Below are 19,176 nucleotides of genomic sequence, written 5' to 3'. Positions count from 1 at the left end.
CCCCAGGTCAGGCGCAGGTGGTGGGCACCGGGCGGCCGGGTAGGACGATCGCGGCCTCGTCGACGGTGAGGTTGCGGTTGGCCGCGGAGCACGCCGCCGCCACCCAGGCCTCGCGGTCAACCCGCAGTCGCACCCTGCGGCTCGAGTCGTAGAGCACCTGCACGTGCTGGGCGTCGGGGAAGTGCACGAAGCCCCACGCCTGCTCGTCGACCACCGGCTTGCCGTAGGGCCGCCACGTTGCGGTGTCCCACAGGGTGAGGTCGCCGTCCGTGCCCAGGGTGGCGAGCACCGACCCGTCCGGGCTGACCGTGGCGCCGATGACGAACCCGGCTGCGATGAGGCGCTTCGGCGCCGCCGGCTCCAGGGTGTCCGCCCGCAGGAAGCGGATCCAGCCGGCGAAGTCGCCCGCGATGACCGTCTCGCCGTCCTTGCTCCACGTCACCGCGCCGACGAGCTGCTTCTCGGCGTTGAGACCTTCGAGGCGCCGCACCTCACGCATGGTCGCGACGTCGACGACCACGAGGGCGTCGACCCGGGCGACGGCGGCCAACCGGCCGTCGGGGGAGAGGGCGATCTGCGGGACCTGGTCGCCCCGCATCGGCTCCGGGTCGACGTCGCGGAGGTGACCGGTGACGCGCTTCGCGCTCAGGTCGACGGACATGACCCCGTGCACCCCGTTGGCCACGGCGCGCGTCCCGTCGGAGGACACGTCGAGGGAGAACCCCGGCTCGGGCAGGGCCACGACGCCGACCTGCTTGCGCGACGCGACGTCCCAGACGTGGATCGCCCCCTTGTCCTCGACCACCCCGAAGTCCTCGGTGAACCACATCGCCGACACCAGCGCCGTGCGCCCGTCGGGCACCATCGCCACTGACGTCACCTGGCAGCTGCACTCCTCGGCGTCGGGCAGGGGCAGGTCGGCGACCTTGTCACCCGACGTGAGGTTGACGAGCTCGGCGGTGTTGGGCTTGTCGTCGTAGAAGTGGACCGAGACCCCGACGTCCCCGGACACGGGTGCCTCGCCTGCGTAGACCCGGGCCTCGATCGACTCGTCCGCGATGATGGTCCGGGTCCCCGACAGGTCGAACCCGACCGCCGTGCCGTCGCGCCCGGCCGTCCACAGCAGGTCCTCGTCCGGGCCGCCGAAGACGACACCGAGGACGCTGCCCTTGTGGCCCTCGAGCCGGTGGAGCTGGTCCATCGTCGCGGCGTCGTAGACGGTGACCGTCGCCTCGCTGCCAATCGCCAGCCGCGTGCCGGCGCGGTTCCAGCCCCCGGTGCGCCCGTCGGCCTCGAGCGGAACCGCGGCCCCCACGTTCTTGAGGGTGGCCGTGTCGATGAGCGTGACGGCCCGGCCGGACGCGCTCCGCGTGACGACCGCAGCCCGGTCACCCTTGGGGGAGACGGCGAGGATCTCGCCGGCGACTCGCGTCGGTGGGCGCGTCCCACGGGTGTCGATGACGACGCTGCCCGAGTCCGGCTCGAAGCCCGCACCGCGACTGGCGCGGCCGTCCGGCCAGATGGCGAGGTTCTCCATCGCGGCCTGGCTGTATGCCGGCCACGCCACGGAGCTGCGCACCTTCCCGGTCGCGGGGTCGACGGCATACAGACGCGTGTCGGTCTGGACGTGGAAGGTGCCGGAGCCGTCGAAACCTCCCCAGTGCAGGTACGGAGGCCGGTCTGATGCCGGGTCGGCCGGCAGGTCGGCGGACGAGAGCTCCCACACCACCGAGCCGTCGCGCGCGTCGAAGCGGGTGAGCACCGAGGTCGGCTCCCGTCCGAGGGTCCCGAGGACCCCCGAGCCGTCCGGGGTGACGCTGAGGTTGCCGATCTGGGCATCCTCGGGCGTGTTCACCTGCCACCGGGTCTCGCCGGTCGTTGCGTCGATGGCCCAGAGGCGTCCATGGTTCTCGCTGACGTAGACGGTGTTTCCGTCGGGGCTGACGGCGTTGCGCAGGAACCGGTTGGTGGTGCGGACGCGGTGGACGACCGACGGCTGGCGCGCCAGCAGGGTGAGCAGCCCGCCGTAGGTCTCGGGGCTCTGCTCGAGCTTGGTCGCCTCGATCGCCGTGAGCAGCGCAGTGTCCGGGTAGTCCATGTTGAGTGCGGTCGCGGCGAGTCGGCGGGCGTCGGCGCTCACGGCGTTCGCCGAGGCCTCCTGGCGTGACCGCCACGCGAGCAGGCCGGCGACGAGGGCCGCGACGAGCACCGCGGCGATCCCGGCGAGCAGCCAGCGCAGCCGCCGGTTCTGTCGAGCCGTCGACGTGGCGCGTTCCTCGGCCTGGCGCCGCGCCGCCTCCGTCGACTCCTGGCTCGCGTCGAGGAAGGCGCGCTCGACGGTGGTGAGCTCCTCGGGGCGTGCCTGGAGGACTTCGAGCCCGGAGGCCAGCCGCGTGCCCGACCACAGTCCGGCCGGCTCGCGCCCCTCCACGTCCCACTCGGTCGCCGCCACGGCCAGCCGCCGCTGGACCGCGCGACCGGCCGCGTCCTCGACGAGCCAGCCTCGCAGCCGTGGCCACTCACGGAAGAGCGCCTCGTGCGCGACCTCGACGTGCCCGTCGGTGACGGTGAGCAGGCGGGCGGCGGCGAGGTCGTCGAGGGCGGGGCGAATCCCGCTGTCGGACAGGGCATCCAGCTCAGTGAGCGATACGCGCCGACGCGTCACGCCGGCTCCGTCGCCGGGTCCGGTGAGCCGGAGCAGCAGGGACCGCGCACTCTGCTGCTGCTCCGGCGTCAGCCCGTCGAAGCACTCCTCGGCGAGCGTCGCGATCGCGCCGCTCAGTCCGCCCGTCCGCACGTACGCCGCGTAGGTGAGGTTCGTCCCGTCCCGCTGTTCCCACAGCTGGGTGAGCGACGTCGACAGCAGCGGCAGCAGTCCGGGCTCGGTGCCGGCGTCGGAGACGATCGTGTCGGCCAGGCCCTCGTCGAGCCGCAGCCCGGCCGCCGCCGCCGGCCGGTCGATCGTGCGCCGCACCTCCGCGGCGGTCGGTGCGCCCACGAGGACCGTGGCGTCGCCGACGACGGCCGCCAGTGCCGCGTGCTCGGCGAGCTCGCCGGTGCGGTCCGCCCGCAGCGCCACGACCACGGTGACGTCCGAACGGGGGTCGGTCGCGAGCTCGGCCAGGGTGTCGAGGAACTGCGCGCGCTCCTGCTCGTCGTCGCACACCGTCCACACCTCCTCGAGCTGGTCGACGACGAGGACCGTGCGGGTGCGTGCCTCACCGTCGGTGGTGAGCAGCTGGGAGATGAGGTCGCCGACGTCGCTGTGCCCACGGCCGAGCGCGGCCCGGGCCAGCTCGCGCAGGGGGTGCGACCCGGGGCGCATGACGACGACCGACCACGCTGCGCTCCCCGGGAGGACGTCGGCGGCGAGGGAGGCGACGAGCCCGGCCCGCAGGGCCGACGACTTGCCCGACCCGGACGCGCCCACCAGGGCGATGGCTCTGGAGGAGGCCACGCGCGCGACGAGCTCGGCCACGAGACGCTCGCGGCCGGCATACCACCGCGCGTCCTCGACGTCGTATGCGGCAAGTCCCTGCCACGGGCACTGGGACGGGTCGGCTCCGGCAGCGGGGTACTCGGTCTCGCGCAGGTCGACGACGCTGTCGACGAGGTCGGCGCGTGCGCTCGCGAGCGAGGTGCTGCTCTCGTCGGTGCGCCGGGCCGCGACGCCGACCCGTTGCGTCGCGTGGGCCCGGGCATGGATGGTCGCGGCCTCGTGCACGGCGCCCGGCCAGCCGTGCGAGCGGGTGAGGACCGGTTCGAGGACGTCGTCGACGGCGTCGGCGGGGAGGTAGTCGGTGAGGATCTCGCGCACGTCGCCCGCGCCCAGTGGCGCGAGGTCGACCACCTCGTCGACGCCGTCGGTGGAGGCGTGGGGGCCGTCGAGCCTGACCACCATCGTCGCGGCACGTGACGGCTCGACGTGGTCGGCGACGAGGAGCACCGGCCGCCCGGGTGCGACCGGTGCATCGTCGGCGGGGGAGCCGGCCGCCTGGTAGCGCACCTCGGCGCCGCTGCGGGCGACCTCGGTGGCGAGGTCGGCGGTCATCGCCGAGGCGCCGGCGCCGACCGGCCCGCGCACGAGCACCGTGGTCGAGGAGGAGCGCAGGGAGCGCTGCCACGCCTGGCGCAGCCGGTCGAGCTCGGCGTCGCGGCCCACGCTGCGGGGGCGGGTGGCGGACAGCTCGACCGGCAGGCTGAGCCGTGATGTGGTGGGCCGGAGAGTGGGATCGTGGGCGAGGACCCGGCTGTGGAGGGCGCGCAGGCCGGCACCGGGGTCGACGCCGAGCTCGTCGGACAGCCTCGTGCGGGCCCGCTCGTACGTCGTCAGCGCCTCACCCTGACGTCCGTCGCGGTAGAGCGCGAGCATGAGCATCTCCCACAGCCGCTCCCGCAGGGGGTGCGCGCCGACGAGACGCTCGAGCTCGGGGATGGCGGCGGCGAGGCGTCCGAGCGCGACCTCCGCGCCGAGCTGGTCCTCGGTCGCGGCGAGGCGCAGCTCCTCGAGCCGTCGCGCCTCCGCCTGGGCGAAGCGGGCGTGGTCGAACCCGGCGTATGCCGGCCCGCGCCACATCGACAGCGCCTCACCGAGCGTCGTGCTCGCGCTCTCCGGCCTGCCGTCCTCGAGGGCGCGGCGACCGACGGTGACGAGCCGGGAAAACCGCTCGGCGTCGACGGTGCCCGGGTCGACGGCGAGCCGATAGCCGGGGCCCTCGGTGAGCAGGATCTGCGGACCGCCCTGGCGGTCGGGTTCGAGGGCGTTGCGCAGGCGCAGCACGAACGTCTGGAGCGACTTGCCCGCGCTCGCGGGCGGGTCGTCCTGCCAGAGCGAGTCGATGAGCTCGCTGCTGGGGACGAGTCGGCCGCCTGCGGAGATGAGGTGGGCCAGGAGGGTGCGCTCCTTGACGCCACGGATCTCGATGAGCCCGTGCCCGTTGCTGACCCGCAGCGGGCCGAGGACGCTGTAGTCCACGTGCTGACGATAGGGGGGCACTGTCACACCTGTCCTCGAATTGGTGGCGGTCGACTTCCCCCACGGTCCCGGGCTCCGGTCGCGCTCCGGTCGCGCTCCGGTCGCGCTGTGTGTCGGTCGCTGGCGGGCACACCAGGCGGCAAGGGGTGCAGATTTGCGTGGCCTGCGTGCTCAGCGGGCGGCAGGACGCCGTCGTTTGCCGCCTGCGGTGTCCAGCCCGAGCACCCGATCCGGCCCGCCGGAGGGGCTGCGAAGGGTGTGGCGGGTGTGGCGACACGCCGGTCCGGGAGGGCCCGCGCCGCACGGCTGCACGGCGACACGCAGAACTGTGCGGAAGGGCTTGCGGCGCGCGTCACACGGGCGCATACTTGGCACAACATCTAGTGGTTACACCGATGTAGTTCATCCACATATGGTTCACAGGGGCGGGGCAGTTCTCCACACGTTGTCCCCAACGCGTCCCCAGAGTTGTCCCCACCAGCCGTCCCCGCGCACGCGACAAGGAGCCCGGTCCATGCACTGCCCGTTCTGCCGCCACACCGACTCCCGCGTCATGGACTCCCGGGCCACCGACGACGGCGCGAGCATCCGCCGTCGCCGCCAGTGCCCCGAGTGCGGCAAGCGCTTCACGACCGTCGAGACCGCGGCCCTGTCCGTCGTCAAGCGGTCCGGGGCGACCGAGCCGTTCAGCCGGCCCAAGGTGCTCGTCGGCGTCCGCAAGGCCTGCCAGGGCCGACCGGTCACCGAGGACCAGCTGGCGCTGCTCGCCCACCAGGTCGAGGAGTCGATCCGCGGCCTGGGGCAGGCCGAGGTCGACGCACACGAGGTCGGCCTCGCCGTCCTCGAGCCGCTGCGGAGCCTCGACGAGGTCGCCTACCTGCGGTTCGCCAGCGTCTACCAGGCCTTCGACAGCCTCGAGGACTTCGAGCAGGCCATCACGCTGCTGCGCGTCGAACGTGACGCAACAGGGGAGGAGCCGGACCGGGGTATGCCGTCCGCTCCAGAAGGTGCCTCGGTCACCTCGCCGGACTGACCGGCATACCGAACGAACGAAGTAAAGCAGGACCGCGCCACTGTCAGTGCCCGCGGGTAGAAAAGAAACCAGGTCACACATACGTCCGGCGGGTGCCGGGCAGAAGAGGGAGCAGTCATGACCGAGACCGCCGGTGCACGTGCAGGTGCCCGCAAGTCCGCCAAGGGCAGAGGCATTGCCGTCGAGCGGATCTACACCACGCCTGGCGTGCACCCCTATGACGAGGTGACCTGGGAGAAGCGCGACGTCGTCCAGCAGAACTGGAAGACCGGCGAGACGATCTTCGAGCAGCGTGGTGTCGAGTTCCCCGACTTCTGGAGCGTCAACGCCTCCACGATCGTCACGACCAAGTACTTCCGCGGCGCCGTCGGCACCCCCGAGCGCGAGCAGGGGCTCAAGCAGCTCATCGACCGTGTCGTCCTCACCTACGTCAAGGCGGGCAAGGAGCACGGCTACTTCGCCGCTCCCGAGGACGCCGAGATCTTCGAGCACGAGCTGACCTACGCCCTGCTGCACCAGGTGTTCAGCTTCAACTCGCCGGTCTGGTTCAACGTCGGCACCAAGAGCCCGCAGCAGGTCTCGGCCTGCTTCATCCTCTCGGTCGACGACTCGATGGACTCCATCCTCAACTGGTACAAGGAGGAGGGCTTCATCTTCAAGGGCGGCTCGGGTGCAGGCCTCAACCTCTCGCGCATCCGCTCCTCCAAGGAGCTGCTCTCCTCCGGTGGCACGGCCTCGGGCCCGGTGTCGTTCATGCGTGGCGCCGACGCGTCCGCGGGGACGATCAAGTCCGGTGGCGCCACCCGTCGTGCGGCCAAGATGGTCGTCCTCGACGTCGACCACCCCGACATCGTCGAGTTCGTCGAGACCAAGGCGCGCGAGGAGGACAAGATCCGCGCGCTGCGTGACGCCGGCTTCGACATGGACCTCGGCGGCAAGGACATCGTGAGTGTCCAGTACCAGAACGCCAACAACTCGGTCCGTGTCAACGACGAGTTCATGAAGGCCGTCGAGGACGGCACCGACTTCGGGCTGCGTTCGCGCAAGGACGGCTCGGTCATCGAGACCGTCGACGCCCGTGAGCTCATGGGCAAGATCGCCAAGGCCGCGTGGGAGTGCGCCGACCCGGGCATCCAGTACGACGACACGATCAACGACTGGCACACCAACCCGGAGACGGGTCGCATCACCGCGTCCAACCCCTGCTCCGAGTACATGTCGCTCGACAACTCCTCGTGCAACCTGGCCTCGCTCAACCTGCTCAAGTTCCTCAAGGACGACGACACGTTCGACGTCGCGAAGTTCCAGCAGGTCGCCGAGCTCGTCATCACGGCCATGGACATCTCGATCTGCTTCGCGGACTTCCCGACCGAGCCGATCGGTGAGACGACCCGCAACTACCGCCAGCTCGGGATCGGCTACGCCAACCTCGGTGCGCTGCTCATGGCGACCGGCCACGGCTACGACTCCGACGGTGGCCGTGCGCTCGCCGCGTCCATCACCTCGCTGCTCACCGGTGCCGCGTACAAGCGGTCCGCCGAGCTCGCTGGTGTCGTCGGTCCGTATGCCGGGTACGCCCGCAACGCGGACGCCCACAAGCGGGTCATGCGCAAGCACGCCGCCGCCAACGACGCGGTCCGCACGCTGAGCACGATGGACAAGGACATCCACCGCGCTGCCACGAAGGCGTGGGACGCCGTCGTCAAGGTCGGCGAGAAGAACGGCTACCGCAACGCCCAGGCGTCGGTGCTCGCCCCGACCGGCACCATCGGCTTCATGATGGACTGCGACACGACCGGCATCGAGCCGGACTTCTCGCTCGTCAAGTTCAAGAAGCTCGTCGGTGGCGGCTCGATGCAGATCGTCAACCTCACCATCCCGCGTGCCCTGCGCAAGCTCGGCTACACGGAGGAGACGGTCGAGGCGATCGTCGAGTTCATCGCCGACAAGGGTCACGTCATCGACGCGCCCGGCCTCAAGCCGGAGCACTACGAGATCTTCGACACCGCCATGGGTGCGCGCTCCATCTCCCCGATGGGTCACGTGCGGATGATGGCGGCGACGCAGCCGTTCCTCTCCGGTGCCATCTCGAAGACGGTCAACCTGCCCGAGGACGCCACGGTCGAGCAGATCGAGGACGTCTACATCCAGGGCTGGAAGATGGGCCTCAAGGCGCTCGCGGTGTACCGCGACAACTGCAAGGTTGGCCAGCCGCTGTCCGACGGCGGCTCGACCGCCAAGGACGCTGCGGCGGACAAGGCTGCCGGTGTCGCTGCCGACGCCGCAGCTGCCGGCGAGGCCAAGGTCGTCGAGAAGGTCGTCTACCGGCCGACGCGTGAGCGCCTGCCCAAGCGTCGCTCCTCGCAGACCACGTCGTTCGCGATCGGTGGCGCCGAGGGCTACCTCACCGCCGGCACGTACGCCGACGGTCGCCTCGGTGAGGTCTTCCTCAAGTTCGGCAAGCAGGGCTCGACCCTCGCCGGTGTCATGGACGCGTTCTCGATCGCGGTCTCCGTCGGTCTCCAGTACGGCGTGCCGCTCGAGACGTTCGTCGAGAAGTACTCGAACATGCGCTTCGAGCCGGCCGGCATGACCGACGACCAGGACATCCGGATGGGCCAGTCGCTCGTCGACTACGTCTTCCGTCGCCTGGCGCTCGACCACCTCGACTTCGAGACCCGGTCGTTCATGGGCATCCACACCGCCGAGGAGCGTCAGCGCCAGCTCGAGACGGGCTCGTACGCCCCCTCGACGGTCGACGACGAGGACACCGAGGCGCTCGAGGACGAGATCGAGTCCTTCTCGCAGGGTGTCGGTGCGAGCTCACCGAAGAAGACGGCCGAGGCTGCTCCGAAGACGGCGGGGGAGTCCCCGGCGGTCGACGAGGTCGAGCACGCCAGCGAGGTGAAGTCCGGCGCCGGTGCGGCCTCGGCTCGCGAGATCTCGGGCGACGTGCACTCGTCGGCTGAGCTGCTCGAGAAGTTCCAGGGTGTGTCGGCCGACGCGCCGATGTGCATGACTTGCGGCACGAAGATGCGCCCGGCGGGTTCGTGCTACGTCTGTGAGGGTTGCGGAAGCACCAGCGGCTGCAGCTGAACAAGCAAAGTCGCGACACGCTGGGCCCGGGTGAGACTCACTCGGGCCCAGCGCGTCGAGAATGAACGTGGGTCGAATCAAGAGTGGGTCGTTGGCGCAAGAGTGTTGTGACAGAGGAGATTTCGTGGAACTGATCGATCGCGGTGGCCCACAGTTCGAGTTCATCGACCTCTTCGCCGGGATCGGTGGTTTGCGTCTTGGCCTCGAGTCCATCGGCGGAGAGTGTGTCTTCTCGTCGGAGTGGGACAAGTTCGCCCAGCAGACGTACGAAGCCTGGTTTGGTGAGCGGCCTGCCGGCGACATCAATGCGATCGATCCAACGTCCATTCCTGAACACCACATCCTGGCGGCGGGCTTCCCGTGTCAGCCATTCAGCATCGCCGGGGTGTCCAAGAAGATCTCGCTCGGGCGTGCGCACGGTTTCGCGGACGTCAAACAGGGGAACCTCTTCTTCGCGCTGGCGGAGATCATCCGCGTGAAGCAGCCGCCGGTGATCCTCCTCGAGAACGTCAAGAACCTGAAGTCGCATGATCGCGGCAAGACGTGGCAGGTCATCTCCGACACCCTCGATGAACTGGGCTACGAAGTTCATGCGGAGATCGTCGATGCTGCCGGTTGGGTGCCGCAGCACCGAGAGCGCCTTTTCATCGTCGGTTTTCGCCGTGACGTGTTCCAGCAGACCTTCCCTGAGGGTGTGCCATTCGCCCACCCTTCTCCTGTCCTTGGGCAGCACGCCCTGAAGGACATCCTCGACCCAAGGGTGGACGCGAAGTACACGCTGTCAAATCACCTGTGGACCTACCTTCAGATGTATGCCGCCAAGCACAAGGCCAAGGGGAACGGGTTTGGCTTCGGGCTGCCTGATCTGGATGGTGTGAGTCGTACCCTGTCCGCGAGGTATCACAAGGACGGCTCGGAGATCCTCATCCGTCAGCGAGGCAAGAACCCCCGCAGGCTCACGCCACTGGAGGCAGGGCGGCTGATGGGCTTCCCGATGGAACGACTCGACATCGTTGTCTCTGACACGCAGGCGTACCGCCAATTCGGCAACGCAGTTGTGCCCAAGGTTGCGCAAGCGGTGGCCCGTCAGATCGAGGTCGTGCTCGACCAAGCCACGCACGCCGGCCTCGACTGGCGCGAGATCGTAGAAACCCAAAAGGATCATGGCCTCGTCGCTGGCTGACCAAGTCATCGCCCAAGCATTGGAGTACGGGGGCGCCTTCCTCAAGGTCATCCAACCCAATGACGTTGGCATCACCGGCGGCCACCAAAGAGGGTTCCACCTCTCGAAGCTGGTGCACGGCTACTTCACGCCGCAGCCACCCGACAAGGGAATCAACCACGATCACGAGATCCGTCTTGAGTGGTCCGATGGCACTGTCACGGACTCGGTCATCAAGTGGTACGGCGTCGGCACTCGTGCTGAATACCGGCTGACTCGCTTCAACAAGATTCGCGAGTTCTGGCCGCTGCGACCTGAGCGACTGGGTTCGGTCCTGGTGTTGATCCGCCGAGCATCGACCGACTGGCTCGGCCACGTGCTCGATGACGCCGAGGACGTGGACGAGGTCACAGCGGCCCTGGGGCTGAACCTTGATGACTCTTCCTGGGCGCTCTACACCGACAGTGGTGGTCGTGTTCGCTCCACCGAGACATCGAGCGAGTGTGAGCACCTGGGCATCCTCGCGCAGGTCCGCGAATGGACTCAGTTCCCCACCACCGCCGTGATGTCAGCGACCGCCAGGCGTATCGCTGAGTCTTGTGGGTCCTCGGACGGTCTCGATGCTGACGACGTGCTCATGAAGCACGTCACTCTTGAGTACGACATGTTCAAGGCGTTGGAGGATCAACTCGTCCTCGCTGACGTGTCACAACGGTTCGACGCGGTCGACTCCTTTCTCCGGGTGGCACAGTCGATCACCCAGCGACGCAAGGCGCGGGCGGGGAAGTCGCTGGAGGAGCACCTCAAGGCCTTGTTGCTGTCGAGGCGCCTGCTCTTCGAACCACAGCCCACCCTCGACGGCACGAAGCCGGACTTCGTGGTTCCGTCAGCAGCGAAGTACTACGCAGCCTCGGATGATGAGCTCGACGACGTCCTGGTGATCGCCGCAAAGACCACATGCAAAGACCGCTGGAGGCAGGTCAGTGCGGAGGCGCCGCGGGTCAGGACGCGCTACTTGGTGACCCTGCAGAAGGGTGTCAGCAGCAACCAGATTCGAGAGATGCGCGAGGCTCGGGTTCAGTTGGTTGTGCCTAGGGTCTTGCACGACGCCTACGCTCCGGACGATCGTGGGTACCTGATGACAATCGAGGACTTCATCAAATTGGCTAACCAGAAGGCAGCGTGACGGGACGGCCCCAGGCTTCGAGCGAGAGCGTTAGAGCTCGACTCTCTGCCCAAGCTGTTCGCGACACGAAGCCGGAGCTGGCCCTGCGTCGGGAGCTCCACAAGCGGGGGTTGCGCTATCGCGTGAACTTTCCCGTCCCCGGCCTGCCGCGGCGAACGATCGACATCGCGTTCACTCGACAGAAGGTTGCGGTGTTCGTCGATGGTTGCTTCTGGCACGGTTGCCCGGACCATTCCGTACCGGCGAAGGCAAACGCGGAATGGTGGGTGGCAAAACTCCAGGCCAATGTGGAACGAGACCTCGGCACGAGTCAGTTTTTGGAGAACCAGGGCTGGCGTGTGTTGAGGTTATGGGAGCACGATCTTCGTGACGAAGTGTCGACCGCGGCACAGGGAGGCCGCGTAGTGGACCTGTGGTCTAACCGGCTCGAAGCTCCTCGAGGAGCGGCAACAGACTCGCCGGGTCGACCGCCGAGAGGTCGCGATAGCCGGCCAACAGCGTGACCTCCTTCATCAGCGAGCGGAGCTCGGCCTCGCTGGGCTCGTTGCGGTGACAGAACTCCAGAAGTGCCAACCGAAGGGTGGGGTTCAGTCCGGAGTCGCGGTCGAAGATGGCCACTATGCGGTCCTCATTGGCCAGAGCGACCCGGAGGTATGCCCACGGATCCTCCAGCTCCCGGCTCAATGGGCTCTGCAGAGTGGGATCGTAAGTCAGTTCTGCGAGCCACCAGAGTCTGGCGATGCCGTGCCTGATGAGGGTCCCGTAGGTCGCGCTCTTGATCAGCCAGCGGTCCTGTGTCCGCTTCTTCCACGAGCGAAGCCCATCAAGGGGCCATCGCCCCTCCATGTAGGGCCGGAACGGTCCCAGAGCTAGGTAGGTCCAGAGTCGTTCATCTGCCGCTGCCACCCTGGGCATAGCGCCGAGCGCCTCATATATGGCTACAGCATTGTTGAACTCGGACGTCGCCCGATCCTGTCCCGCAAGCAGTTCGGGGAGAGCCGAAGTGTTGAACGGAAGCTCCAACAGATTGGCGGGGTCAGCGGTAATGCTGCTGCTCGTTTCAAGGAACCCAGCCGTTGAGGCGCTCTCTTCAAGGGCAGACCAGACCGCGTCTGTAGCGTCCTTGCGCAGGACCATGGCTATGGACATCGTCACTCGGTCTCCTCATCTTGAACCAACAGCGCGAGTCGCTTGAAGCCGGTAGCGAGGGGATCCCCCAGAATCGCTTGAGCTTGAGCCAGTGGACTATCTCCCGCTCTGCTGTTGGCCTCACTCAGAGCTCGGAGGGTGGCCTTCCAGCCACCGACCTCTGGATCGCGATCCTCGGCGCAGTCAACAAGCGCTTGGACCAACGCGGGAAGAACCACGGTCGCGATCTGAACTTCGGGCATGACGGACTGGTCGACGAACTGCGCGTACTGCGCTTGCGGGATCTCCACAAGCACGTGGTCGGCCGCGCTGGTGTCGATTTCTATGTATGGCTTCTTCGTCGTCTTCTCCTGGAACCGAAAGCATGACTCGAGCGGAGGGCGCATTGGGTCGTAGCTCTTGCGCGCATCGAACGAGAACGTTCCCGCATGGCCCGCCAAGACGCCCTGAGCGAGGGCGAACTCGGCTCCGTCGTAATCCTCGTGTTGACTGGACAGTTGGAGCTTCAGCTGCTGATTGGCGACGAGCATGACAGTCACGTCCACCCGCCCGTCGAGATCCTCGTGGTCCAGAGCAGCCGTGCAATGGATGGCCCCAGTTGGTTGCCAATCTGCAGTCAAGGCAAGGGCCCCCGAACTAAACGTTGCAGTGCAACGCCACCGTGCTCTGAGGGTCAGGCTGCCCGTGATGTACAGATCGCGGATCTCTTCGTTCTCGATGAAGGTGTCGAAGGCTATGTCGACGAAGTCAGAAGTCGGTGTGACCGATACGGCGCTCAGGCGGAAGTCGCCCTTAATGTCGTCGGAGTTGTCGAGAACGGGGTGAGGGTATGAGCCGCGGCTAGCCATGCTTCACCGCCAATCTGTAGGCGCGCCCAGTGTTGAAGGAGACCTCGATGCGATTCGCCGTACCGGCCAAGATCGCAACGTTCTTCAAGGTCAGTCCATCTGACTCAAGCTCTTTGCGGTCGAGGCCGTCGACCAGGAAGGCACGCGCGATGGAGAGGTCATTTGCCTCTTCACCACCGTCGGACCCCAAGGTCGCCAGAGGGAGGTCGCCTTCGGCGTCCACTCCTGTCCGAAGTACGAGGACGGAGTACTCGGATCCCTGCGGCTGAAAGCTTCGGAACTTGACACTTCCAGCATGAATTCGCGAGGTCCCTTCCCCCTGAGCGCCCGTCCCCGTCATGTCGCCACCGCGGCCTTGACGATCTTCGCCGGCGCCGCCAGCGTCCTTACCCTTGTGGATCGGGGAGTCGGCATCCTGATCTGCGATGGCTGGGCGCCGTACGGAAGCGCGGAAGCTCTTTTGCTGGTCTGCAGGGACCTCGTAGGTTGCGAGGGTCATACCCACGCGTTTGCCCGACTCGAGATCGGTTGAGTCCTCGGCATCAGCGGGTTTGCCAGTCCCAGTTCCTTCGCCTGCGGTCGGACTGACCAGCGGCAAGAACTTCTCCAGGCCCTTCACCCGGGCCGTTTCGGAAGACTGGACGCCGAGCCTCTCCCTCAGGGCATCGCGAGTGAAGTCCTTCAGATGGCGAACGATCGCCGCGTTCGATCGGGGGCCATGTGAGTTCCACTTGGTGTGCTCCGGGGGCTCGATCCCGCGCAGAAGCTCATTGCCGCTGTCCGCATCGCACACCAGAACCGCGGCGTAGGCGCGCGGGATCCGGTGAACGAAAGTGTCGATGCGCATCAGGGGTTGACGCATGGTCATCGTGCCCATCGCCTTGTTCAGATCCGAATCCTCGTACAGATAGAGGCGGTACTCGCCGAGGGCCGGATGGAGACCGACGGTGGGTTTCTCATCTTGGAGCGCACGATAGAAGGGAAGCGTCTCGCTACGGAGGTTCTCGTCTTCCTGAAGGGTCGACAACAGCGTGTCACTGTCCAAGGTCCAAGAACCGCTGGGCGACGTTCCGTTTACCTCGAGCTTGCGCTCGGACACTGCCGCAAAGAAGTTGGACGCGACCGCCCGGCGTACGCGATGCAGCATTGCGTCGTACTCGGCGTCCCGATAGGCGAGGACGAACACGTCCGTTCCCGGCTCTTGCCGCAGGGGAAACTCAGGGAACATGATCTGATTTCGAGGGTACTCAAAGTCTTGGGCGTGTAGCCGCGTGTAGAAGCCCTCGCCGCGCCGCCGAACGCCATTCGAGTGATGCGTGGCAAGTCGCGTGTACCCGGTGGCAACGATGTCGCGATCGTCGCGTCGTAGGGTCCGATAGAAGACCGTCGACATTCTTGATGCCATCGGTCCAACTGCTGACCCGATACCGAAGGAGCCGCCTCGTCCGTCCTCTCCGGCCGAGGCACCCGTTCCTCGCGTGAGGATGCTCAGCGGAGACTTTTCGTCATCGATGGACTCGCTGCCGGTCAGCCCTTTCGTTCCGTGGTCTGAGATCGCCAGCACCCAGACGGACTCCTCGTTCGCGACGGCCAGAGCGTCTTTCAGACCGCCGACTCCCTGCAGTGTCTCCGCGTCGGTGAGTGCGGCTCGCATGGCTGTCCGAAGACCGTCGATGCCCGGAATCTCGGACGTCTGGACCTGGCTCAGATGGAAGTTGACGCGAACGGTGGAGCCGTTTAGTCGGGCATCCAGCGCGTTCTGGATGAGTTCGCGGGCAATGGCCTCGCTGGGCTCGCGGCCGGTGAAGTACTCAGCGGACGGGTTGTTCGGCCCCTCGTAGCCAGACCTGCCGGCTTCCTCGAAGAAGAATCCGAATTCAGGACTCGTCATCGAAACGTACCCTCCTAGTTGACGTTGAGTCAGGGTCGAACCTAGCCCGACATTCACGTAGCTCGTTCTCGATTGGCCCAAACAGAGCCTCGACTTCTTCTGGGCTGAAGTCATAGTTCTTGCGATTAGAGAGATTTCCGAGCAGGGCGATCTCTCGAATCAATCGGTCACCGCGGGAGGCGGCCAGTCGCCTGAAGCGTTCGGTCTTGGACTCCATGGCGGCTCCTTATCGGCTATATATCCGACATATAGCCCTCAGAAGGCTTCGGGGCAAGTGCTTATCCAGGTGGATACCAGCAGTGATGGGCATGGACGCCCGTGCGGAGGGAAATCCTGAAGACGCCCGTGCGTCGATGGGTTCTGCCACGATGCCGAGGTGACGGCACGCGGCATACCGGAATCGCCTTCGTTCTCGACCGAGTCGGAACGAGAGGTGTGGTCCACCGTCCTTGAGAAGGGGGACGAGGACTGGACCGTGCTCGCCAACGTCCGGTTGACGGACGAGAAGAAGGACCATGAGCTTGACCTCATCGTCCTCATGCCCGGCGTCGGCATCGTCGTCGTGGAGGTCAAAGGCGGCTCGGTCCACGTCGACTCGCACGGGCTATGGCGCCAGTCGTCGCGAGGCGAGGACCGGGTCATTCACCCTGTCGACCAGGCGCGCGACGGGAAGTACGCCCTGCGCCAGTACGTCGAGCGGGATCCACGCTGGCGCGATTCGAGTCGCGCTCGGGTGCGCTTCGGGCATTCCGTCGTCGTGCCCTACACGGACCTCCCCAACGACTTCGAGATGCCGGATTGCCCGCGCTGGAGCATTCAGGACCGTGGCGATCTCAAGGACCTCGTGGGTCGGCTGGGGGACGTCCCGAAGCTGCAGGAGAACGGTCACCGAGTCCCCAGCCTCGACGACTGCGAGCTGATCATCGAGATACTCAAAGGCCGTGGACTACCCCAACGCTCGGTCCTGGCCGAAGCGCAGGAGCAGGAAGACCTCGCAGACCGGCTGACCGTCGAGCAGGCGACGATCCTCAAGGTCACGAGACTCATCAACCGCGTCGAGGTGCGTGGGGGAGCGGGGAGTGGCAAGACGCTATTGGCGATGAGCCAGGCCAAGTCGCTGACTCGGGGAGGACAGGGCATCAAGCCACAGCGCGTGGCCCTCCTGTGCTACTCGATCGGACTGGCGTCGTGGTTCCAGCGGTACTTCGACGGCGAGAACCGGAAGAACCGACCGGCCTTCGTCGGGCGGTTCGAGGAGTTCGCCTCTTTCCTGGGCATGGAGGAGTTCGGGACTCGCGACGAGCCAGATTTCTGGGAGGAGCAGCTGCCGCAGCGGATGGCTGAGCTCGTCGACGCGCTCCCGCTTGGGAAGAAGTTCGACGCCATCGTCGTGGACGAGGCGCAGGACTTCGCCGACCTGTGGTGGACCCCCATCGTCCGGTCGCTGCGCGATGAGGAGGAGGGAGGCCTCTTCGTCTATTCGGACGAGAACCAGCGGGTCTTCGCGAGGTTTGGCCGGCCGCCCGTCCCCCTGGCGCCGCTCATCCTCGATCACAACCTCCGCAACACACGACAGATCGCGGACACGTTCGGATCGCTGACTCCCACCCGGATGATGGCCCGGGGTGGCGACGGCCCTGACGTCACCTACCTGTCATGCGCGCCGGAAGAGGCGACCGAGGTCGCAAGCGACCAGATCGACGTCCTCCTCGATGAGGGTTGGCGTCCGGAGGACATCTGCCTGCTGACGACGGGTGCGCGGCACGAGGAGCAGGTCAACCTCCAGGAGCTGCTTGGCCAGGAGGGCTACTGGGACACGTTTTGGGACCGGGACTCCGTGTTCTACGGCCACGTCCTGGGATGCAAGGGCCTGGAACGCAAGGTCGTGGTGCTGTGCGTCAATGACAAGCGGGCGGGGGAGCGGAGTCGTGAGCGCATCTACGTGGGCCTGTCTCGTGCGACCCACAAGCTCGTGGTGGTCGGGGACCCCGCGCTCATCCGGGAGATGGGAGGTACTGAGGTCGCGAAGCGATTGGGCATCTCGCCCTCCTGATGCGGTTTCAAGGATCCGCCTCGTCGGTCGGGACGCGAATGCGGCCGACGGGCTCGCCGGGTCAGGCGTAGACGGCTTCCACCCTGCGGCGGTGAGGGTCGCACAGGGCGAACACGCTTTCTGAGCCACTGACCTCACGAACCCCCACCGACCATTGCGCTTGGTCGGCACAGAACCACGAGCATCCGCCAGATGCGCACTGCGTCCCCGCCGCGTGCAGAGCTGGATCGTGCGGCTTGACCCACAGCACGGCACGCCCTAACTCCTCGGGACTGGACGTCAGGTCCCCCTGTGTCGGAAGGATCAGGAGTGGGCGAAGCCGGAGCCGCCCATCATCAGTCGTCGCCTCGAATGTCCAGCGCAGGTTGGCCGCCACCAGCCACACGACGACGGTCCCGCCCTCACACAGCCTGAGCAACTCGGCGTACTTCCGACTCGCATTTGTCGGCGCGCCAGCTGCTCCTGCCTCGCTCAGCCGAAGCCACTCGCGCAGGAGCTTCTCGACGCTGTCGCTGCCTCGCGCCCGGCACTTCGCCTCCATGGCGAGGAGGACGCGTCCATCCGGCCCGTAGCCGAAGGCGTCGAACTCGCCACGCTCGAAGTCGAGTGCCTCCTTAGGCCACCCGTGGTCGCGGAAGAGCTCAGCCGTCGCCCCGGCCTGGATGACGTACTCGAGGTTGAGCGACACCCCGTCCCCGTTCTTGCTCAGGAGCGAGTACCGCCCACCGGCCGGCTTGGGGCGGACACAGGTGACTGCGAAGTGGCCGGTGTCGGTCACTCGGACGGAACCGTCCTTCACGGCCCGCAGGAACGACTGCGCTTCGTCATGCAGGAGGCCACGACGGGGGAGACGAAGCACGGGGGACACGACGTCCTCACGAGCGTCGCAGAAGGCGTCCGCCCAACCGGACAGCAGAGTTCGCAACTCGGCCACCTCAGCAGACCCGGTTTCGCCGGTCGCCGAGTCGATGGCGGCGATGTTGTCGTCGACCCACGCGCTGTCAACGAAACGATGCTCACCCATCGCATGCCTCCTTTGTGGCCGGTACGTCATGCCCCCGGCGCTCAGTCGTTGCCGACCTCGTCGGGCATAGCGAAGCCGACGGGTTGTGGTGCGTCCCGGTAGACCCGCATCGACGCTGACATGCTCTCGAACACCGCGGTCTTCCCGCGCCCTGTGTTGGCGAACTTCGTCGTCCGGACGCCCAAGGCGTTCCCCTGCCACGCGGCGTCGTCGGCACCGAGGAACTGGACCTCCCAGCCGAACTGCTCCTTCTGCACGCGGAGAAGCTCACGCACCCGCTCCAGCGGGTACTCGTGTGAGGAGTTCTCGTGCCCGTCGGTCACCACGACGAAGAGCACCCGACCGGGGCGATCCGTCTCCATCAGGCCCGCGAGGTCTTCACCGGTTCGCACCACCTCGGCGCCCACCGCGTCGAAGAGCGCGGTCATGCCGCGCGGCTGCAGCTCGTACGTGAACGCCTCGTCGGACATGCGCTGGACCGTCTCGAACCGGTCGTCGAACTGCGTCAGGGTGACCGTGAGCTTCCCGTCGAGGGCGAACTGCTCCGTGAGCAGCGTGTTGATGCCGGCCTCAGCCTCGAGGCGGTCCTGCGCCATGCTGCCCGAGCGGTCGACGACGAGCGTCAGGTGTGTGTAGTCGAGATTGGTCATGGCGTCCTCCTGGACTGTCGATCGAGCTGAGACCCGGTGCCACCCCACCGTGCTGAGATCCATCGTGTCGGTGACCACTGACAGTCACCGCTGCCTCGCGGGCAGGTGT

Annotated in this window: 13 protein-coding genes; 6 read left to right on the top strand and 7 right to left on the bottom strand. The window is 66.9% G+C overall.

Annotation, left to right across the window (positions count from 1 at the left end; all coding sequences use genetic code 11):
* Positions 1-7: 7 nt before the first annotated feature.
* Positions 8-4,975: a BTAD domain-containing putative transcriptional regulator gene (locus LL946_RS00140; protein ID WP_404383553.1), complete on the bottom strand. Its 4,968-nt coding sequence runs from the start codon at positions 4,973-4,975 to the stop codon at positions 8-10.
* A gap of 514 nt (positions 4,976-5,489) precedes the next feature.
* On the opposite strand from LL946_RS00140, the gene nrdR reads away from it, so the two are divergent.
* From nrdR to LL946_RS00115, 5 genes are all read left to right on the top strand, one after another.
* On the top strand, positions 5,490-6,008 hold the full coding sequence (gene nrdR, locus LL946_RS00135; RefSeq protein WP_404383551.1) for a transcriptional regulator NrdR: 519 nt from the start codon (positions 5,490-5,492) through the stop codon (positions 6,006-6,008).
* Positions 6,009-6,125: 117 nt separating this feature from the next.
* A complete protein-coding gene (locus LL946_RS00130; RefSeq protein WP_404383549.1) occupies positions 6,126-9,104 on the top strand; it encodes a vitamin B12-dependent ribonucleotide reductase in 2,979 nt (992 codons plus the stop codon).
* Positions 9,105-9,228: 124 nt separating this feature from the next.
* Positions 9,229-10,287 (top strand): DNA (cytosine-5-)-methyltransferase, encoded by a 1,059-nt coding sequence (gene dcm / locus LL946_RS00125; RefSeq protein ID WP_404383547.1) that lies wholly within the window; start codon positions 9,229-9,231, stop codon positions 10,285-10,287.
* Complete coding sequence (locus LL946_RS00120; protein WP_404383545.1) at positions 10,268-11,452, top strand: type II restriction endonuclease; 1,185 nt, start codon at positions 10,268-10,270, stop codon at positions 11,450-11,452. Before dcm ends, LL946_RS00120 begins: the two co-directional genes overlap by 20 nt.
* Positions 11,449-11,955: a very short patch repair endonuclease gene (locus LL946_RS00115; RefSeq protein ID WP_404383543.1), complete on the top strand. Its 507-nt coding sequence runs from the start codon at positions 11,449-11,451 to the stop codon at positions 11,953-11,955. The genes LL946_RS00120 and LL946_RS00115 overlap by 4 nt, the downstream gene beginning before the upstream one ends.
* Here the strand turns inward: LL946_RS00115 and LL946_RS00110 are convergent.
* The 4 genes from LL946_RS00110 to LL946_RS00095 are packed head-to-tail and all read right to left on the bottom strand — an operon-like array spanning position 11,870 to position 15,557.
* Positions 11,870-12,601 (bottom strand): DUF6339 family protein, encoded by a 732-nt coding sequence (locus tag LL946_RS00110; RefSeq protein WP_404386955.1) that lies wholly within the window; start codon positions 12,599-12,601, stop codon positions 11,870-11,872. The two genes, LL946_RS00115 and LL946_RS00110, sit on opposite strands and share 86 nt — an antisense overlap.
* Before the next feature lie 2 nt (positions 12,602-12,603).
* Entirely contained in the window at positions 12,604-13,449 is an 846-nt protein-coding gene (locus LL946_RS00105; protein ID WP_404383541.1) for a hypothetical protein, read from the bottom strand.
* Positions 13,442-15,340, bottom strand: coding sequence for a hypothetical protein (locus LL946_RS00100; protein WP_404383539.1), 1,899 nt, complete (start codon positions 15,338-15,340; stop codon positions 13,442-13,444). The genes LL946_RS00105 and LL946_RS00100 overlap by 8 nt, the downstream gene beginning before the upstream one ends.
* Positions 15,327-15,557, bottom strand: a complete 231-nt coding sequence (locus tag LL946_RS00095; RefSeq protein WP_404383537.1) for a hypothetical protein — start codon at positions 15,555-15,557, stop codon at positions 15,327-15,329. The genes LL946_RS00100 and LL946_RS00095 overlap by 14 nt, the downstream gene beginning before the upstream one ends.
* Before the next feature lie 216 nt (positions 15,558-15,773).
* Between LL946_RS00095 and LL946_RS00090 the strand changes: the two genes are divergently transcribed.
* Positions 15,774-17,393 (top strand): NERD domain-containing protein, encoded by a 1,620-nt coding sequence (locus LL946_RS00090; RefSeq protein WP_404383535.1) that lies wholly within the window; start codon positions 15,774-15,776, stop codon positions 17,391-17,393.
* Positions 17,394-17,454: 61 nt separating this feature from the next.
* On the opposite strand, the gene LL946_RS00085 is transcribed toward LL946_RS00090, so the two are convergent.
* Positions 17,455-18,081 (bottom strand): hypothetical protein, encoded by a 627-nt coding sequence (locus LL946_RS00085; RefSeq protein ID WP_404383533.1) that lies wholly within the window; start codon positions 18,079-18,081, stop codon positions 17,455-17,457.
* A gap of 377 nt (positions 18,082-18,458) precedes the next feature.
* Positions 18,459-19,067, bottom strand: a complete 609-nt coding sequence (locus LL946_RS00080; RefSeq protein ID WP_404383531.1) for a VWA domain-containing protein — start codon at positions 19,065-19,067, stop codon at positions 18,459-18,461.
* Positions 19,068-19,176: the final 109 nt, after the last annotated feature.

The sequence above is a fragment of the Knoellia locipacati genome (assembly GCF_044791685.1).
GTDB classification, from domain to species: Bacteria; Actinomycetota; Actinomycetes; order Actinomycetales; family Dermatophilaceae; genus Knoellia; species Knoellia locipacati_A.
The sequence above is the reverse complement of the archived record's forward strand: the minus strand, read 5'-3'. Positions and strand labels throughout refer to the sequence as shown.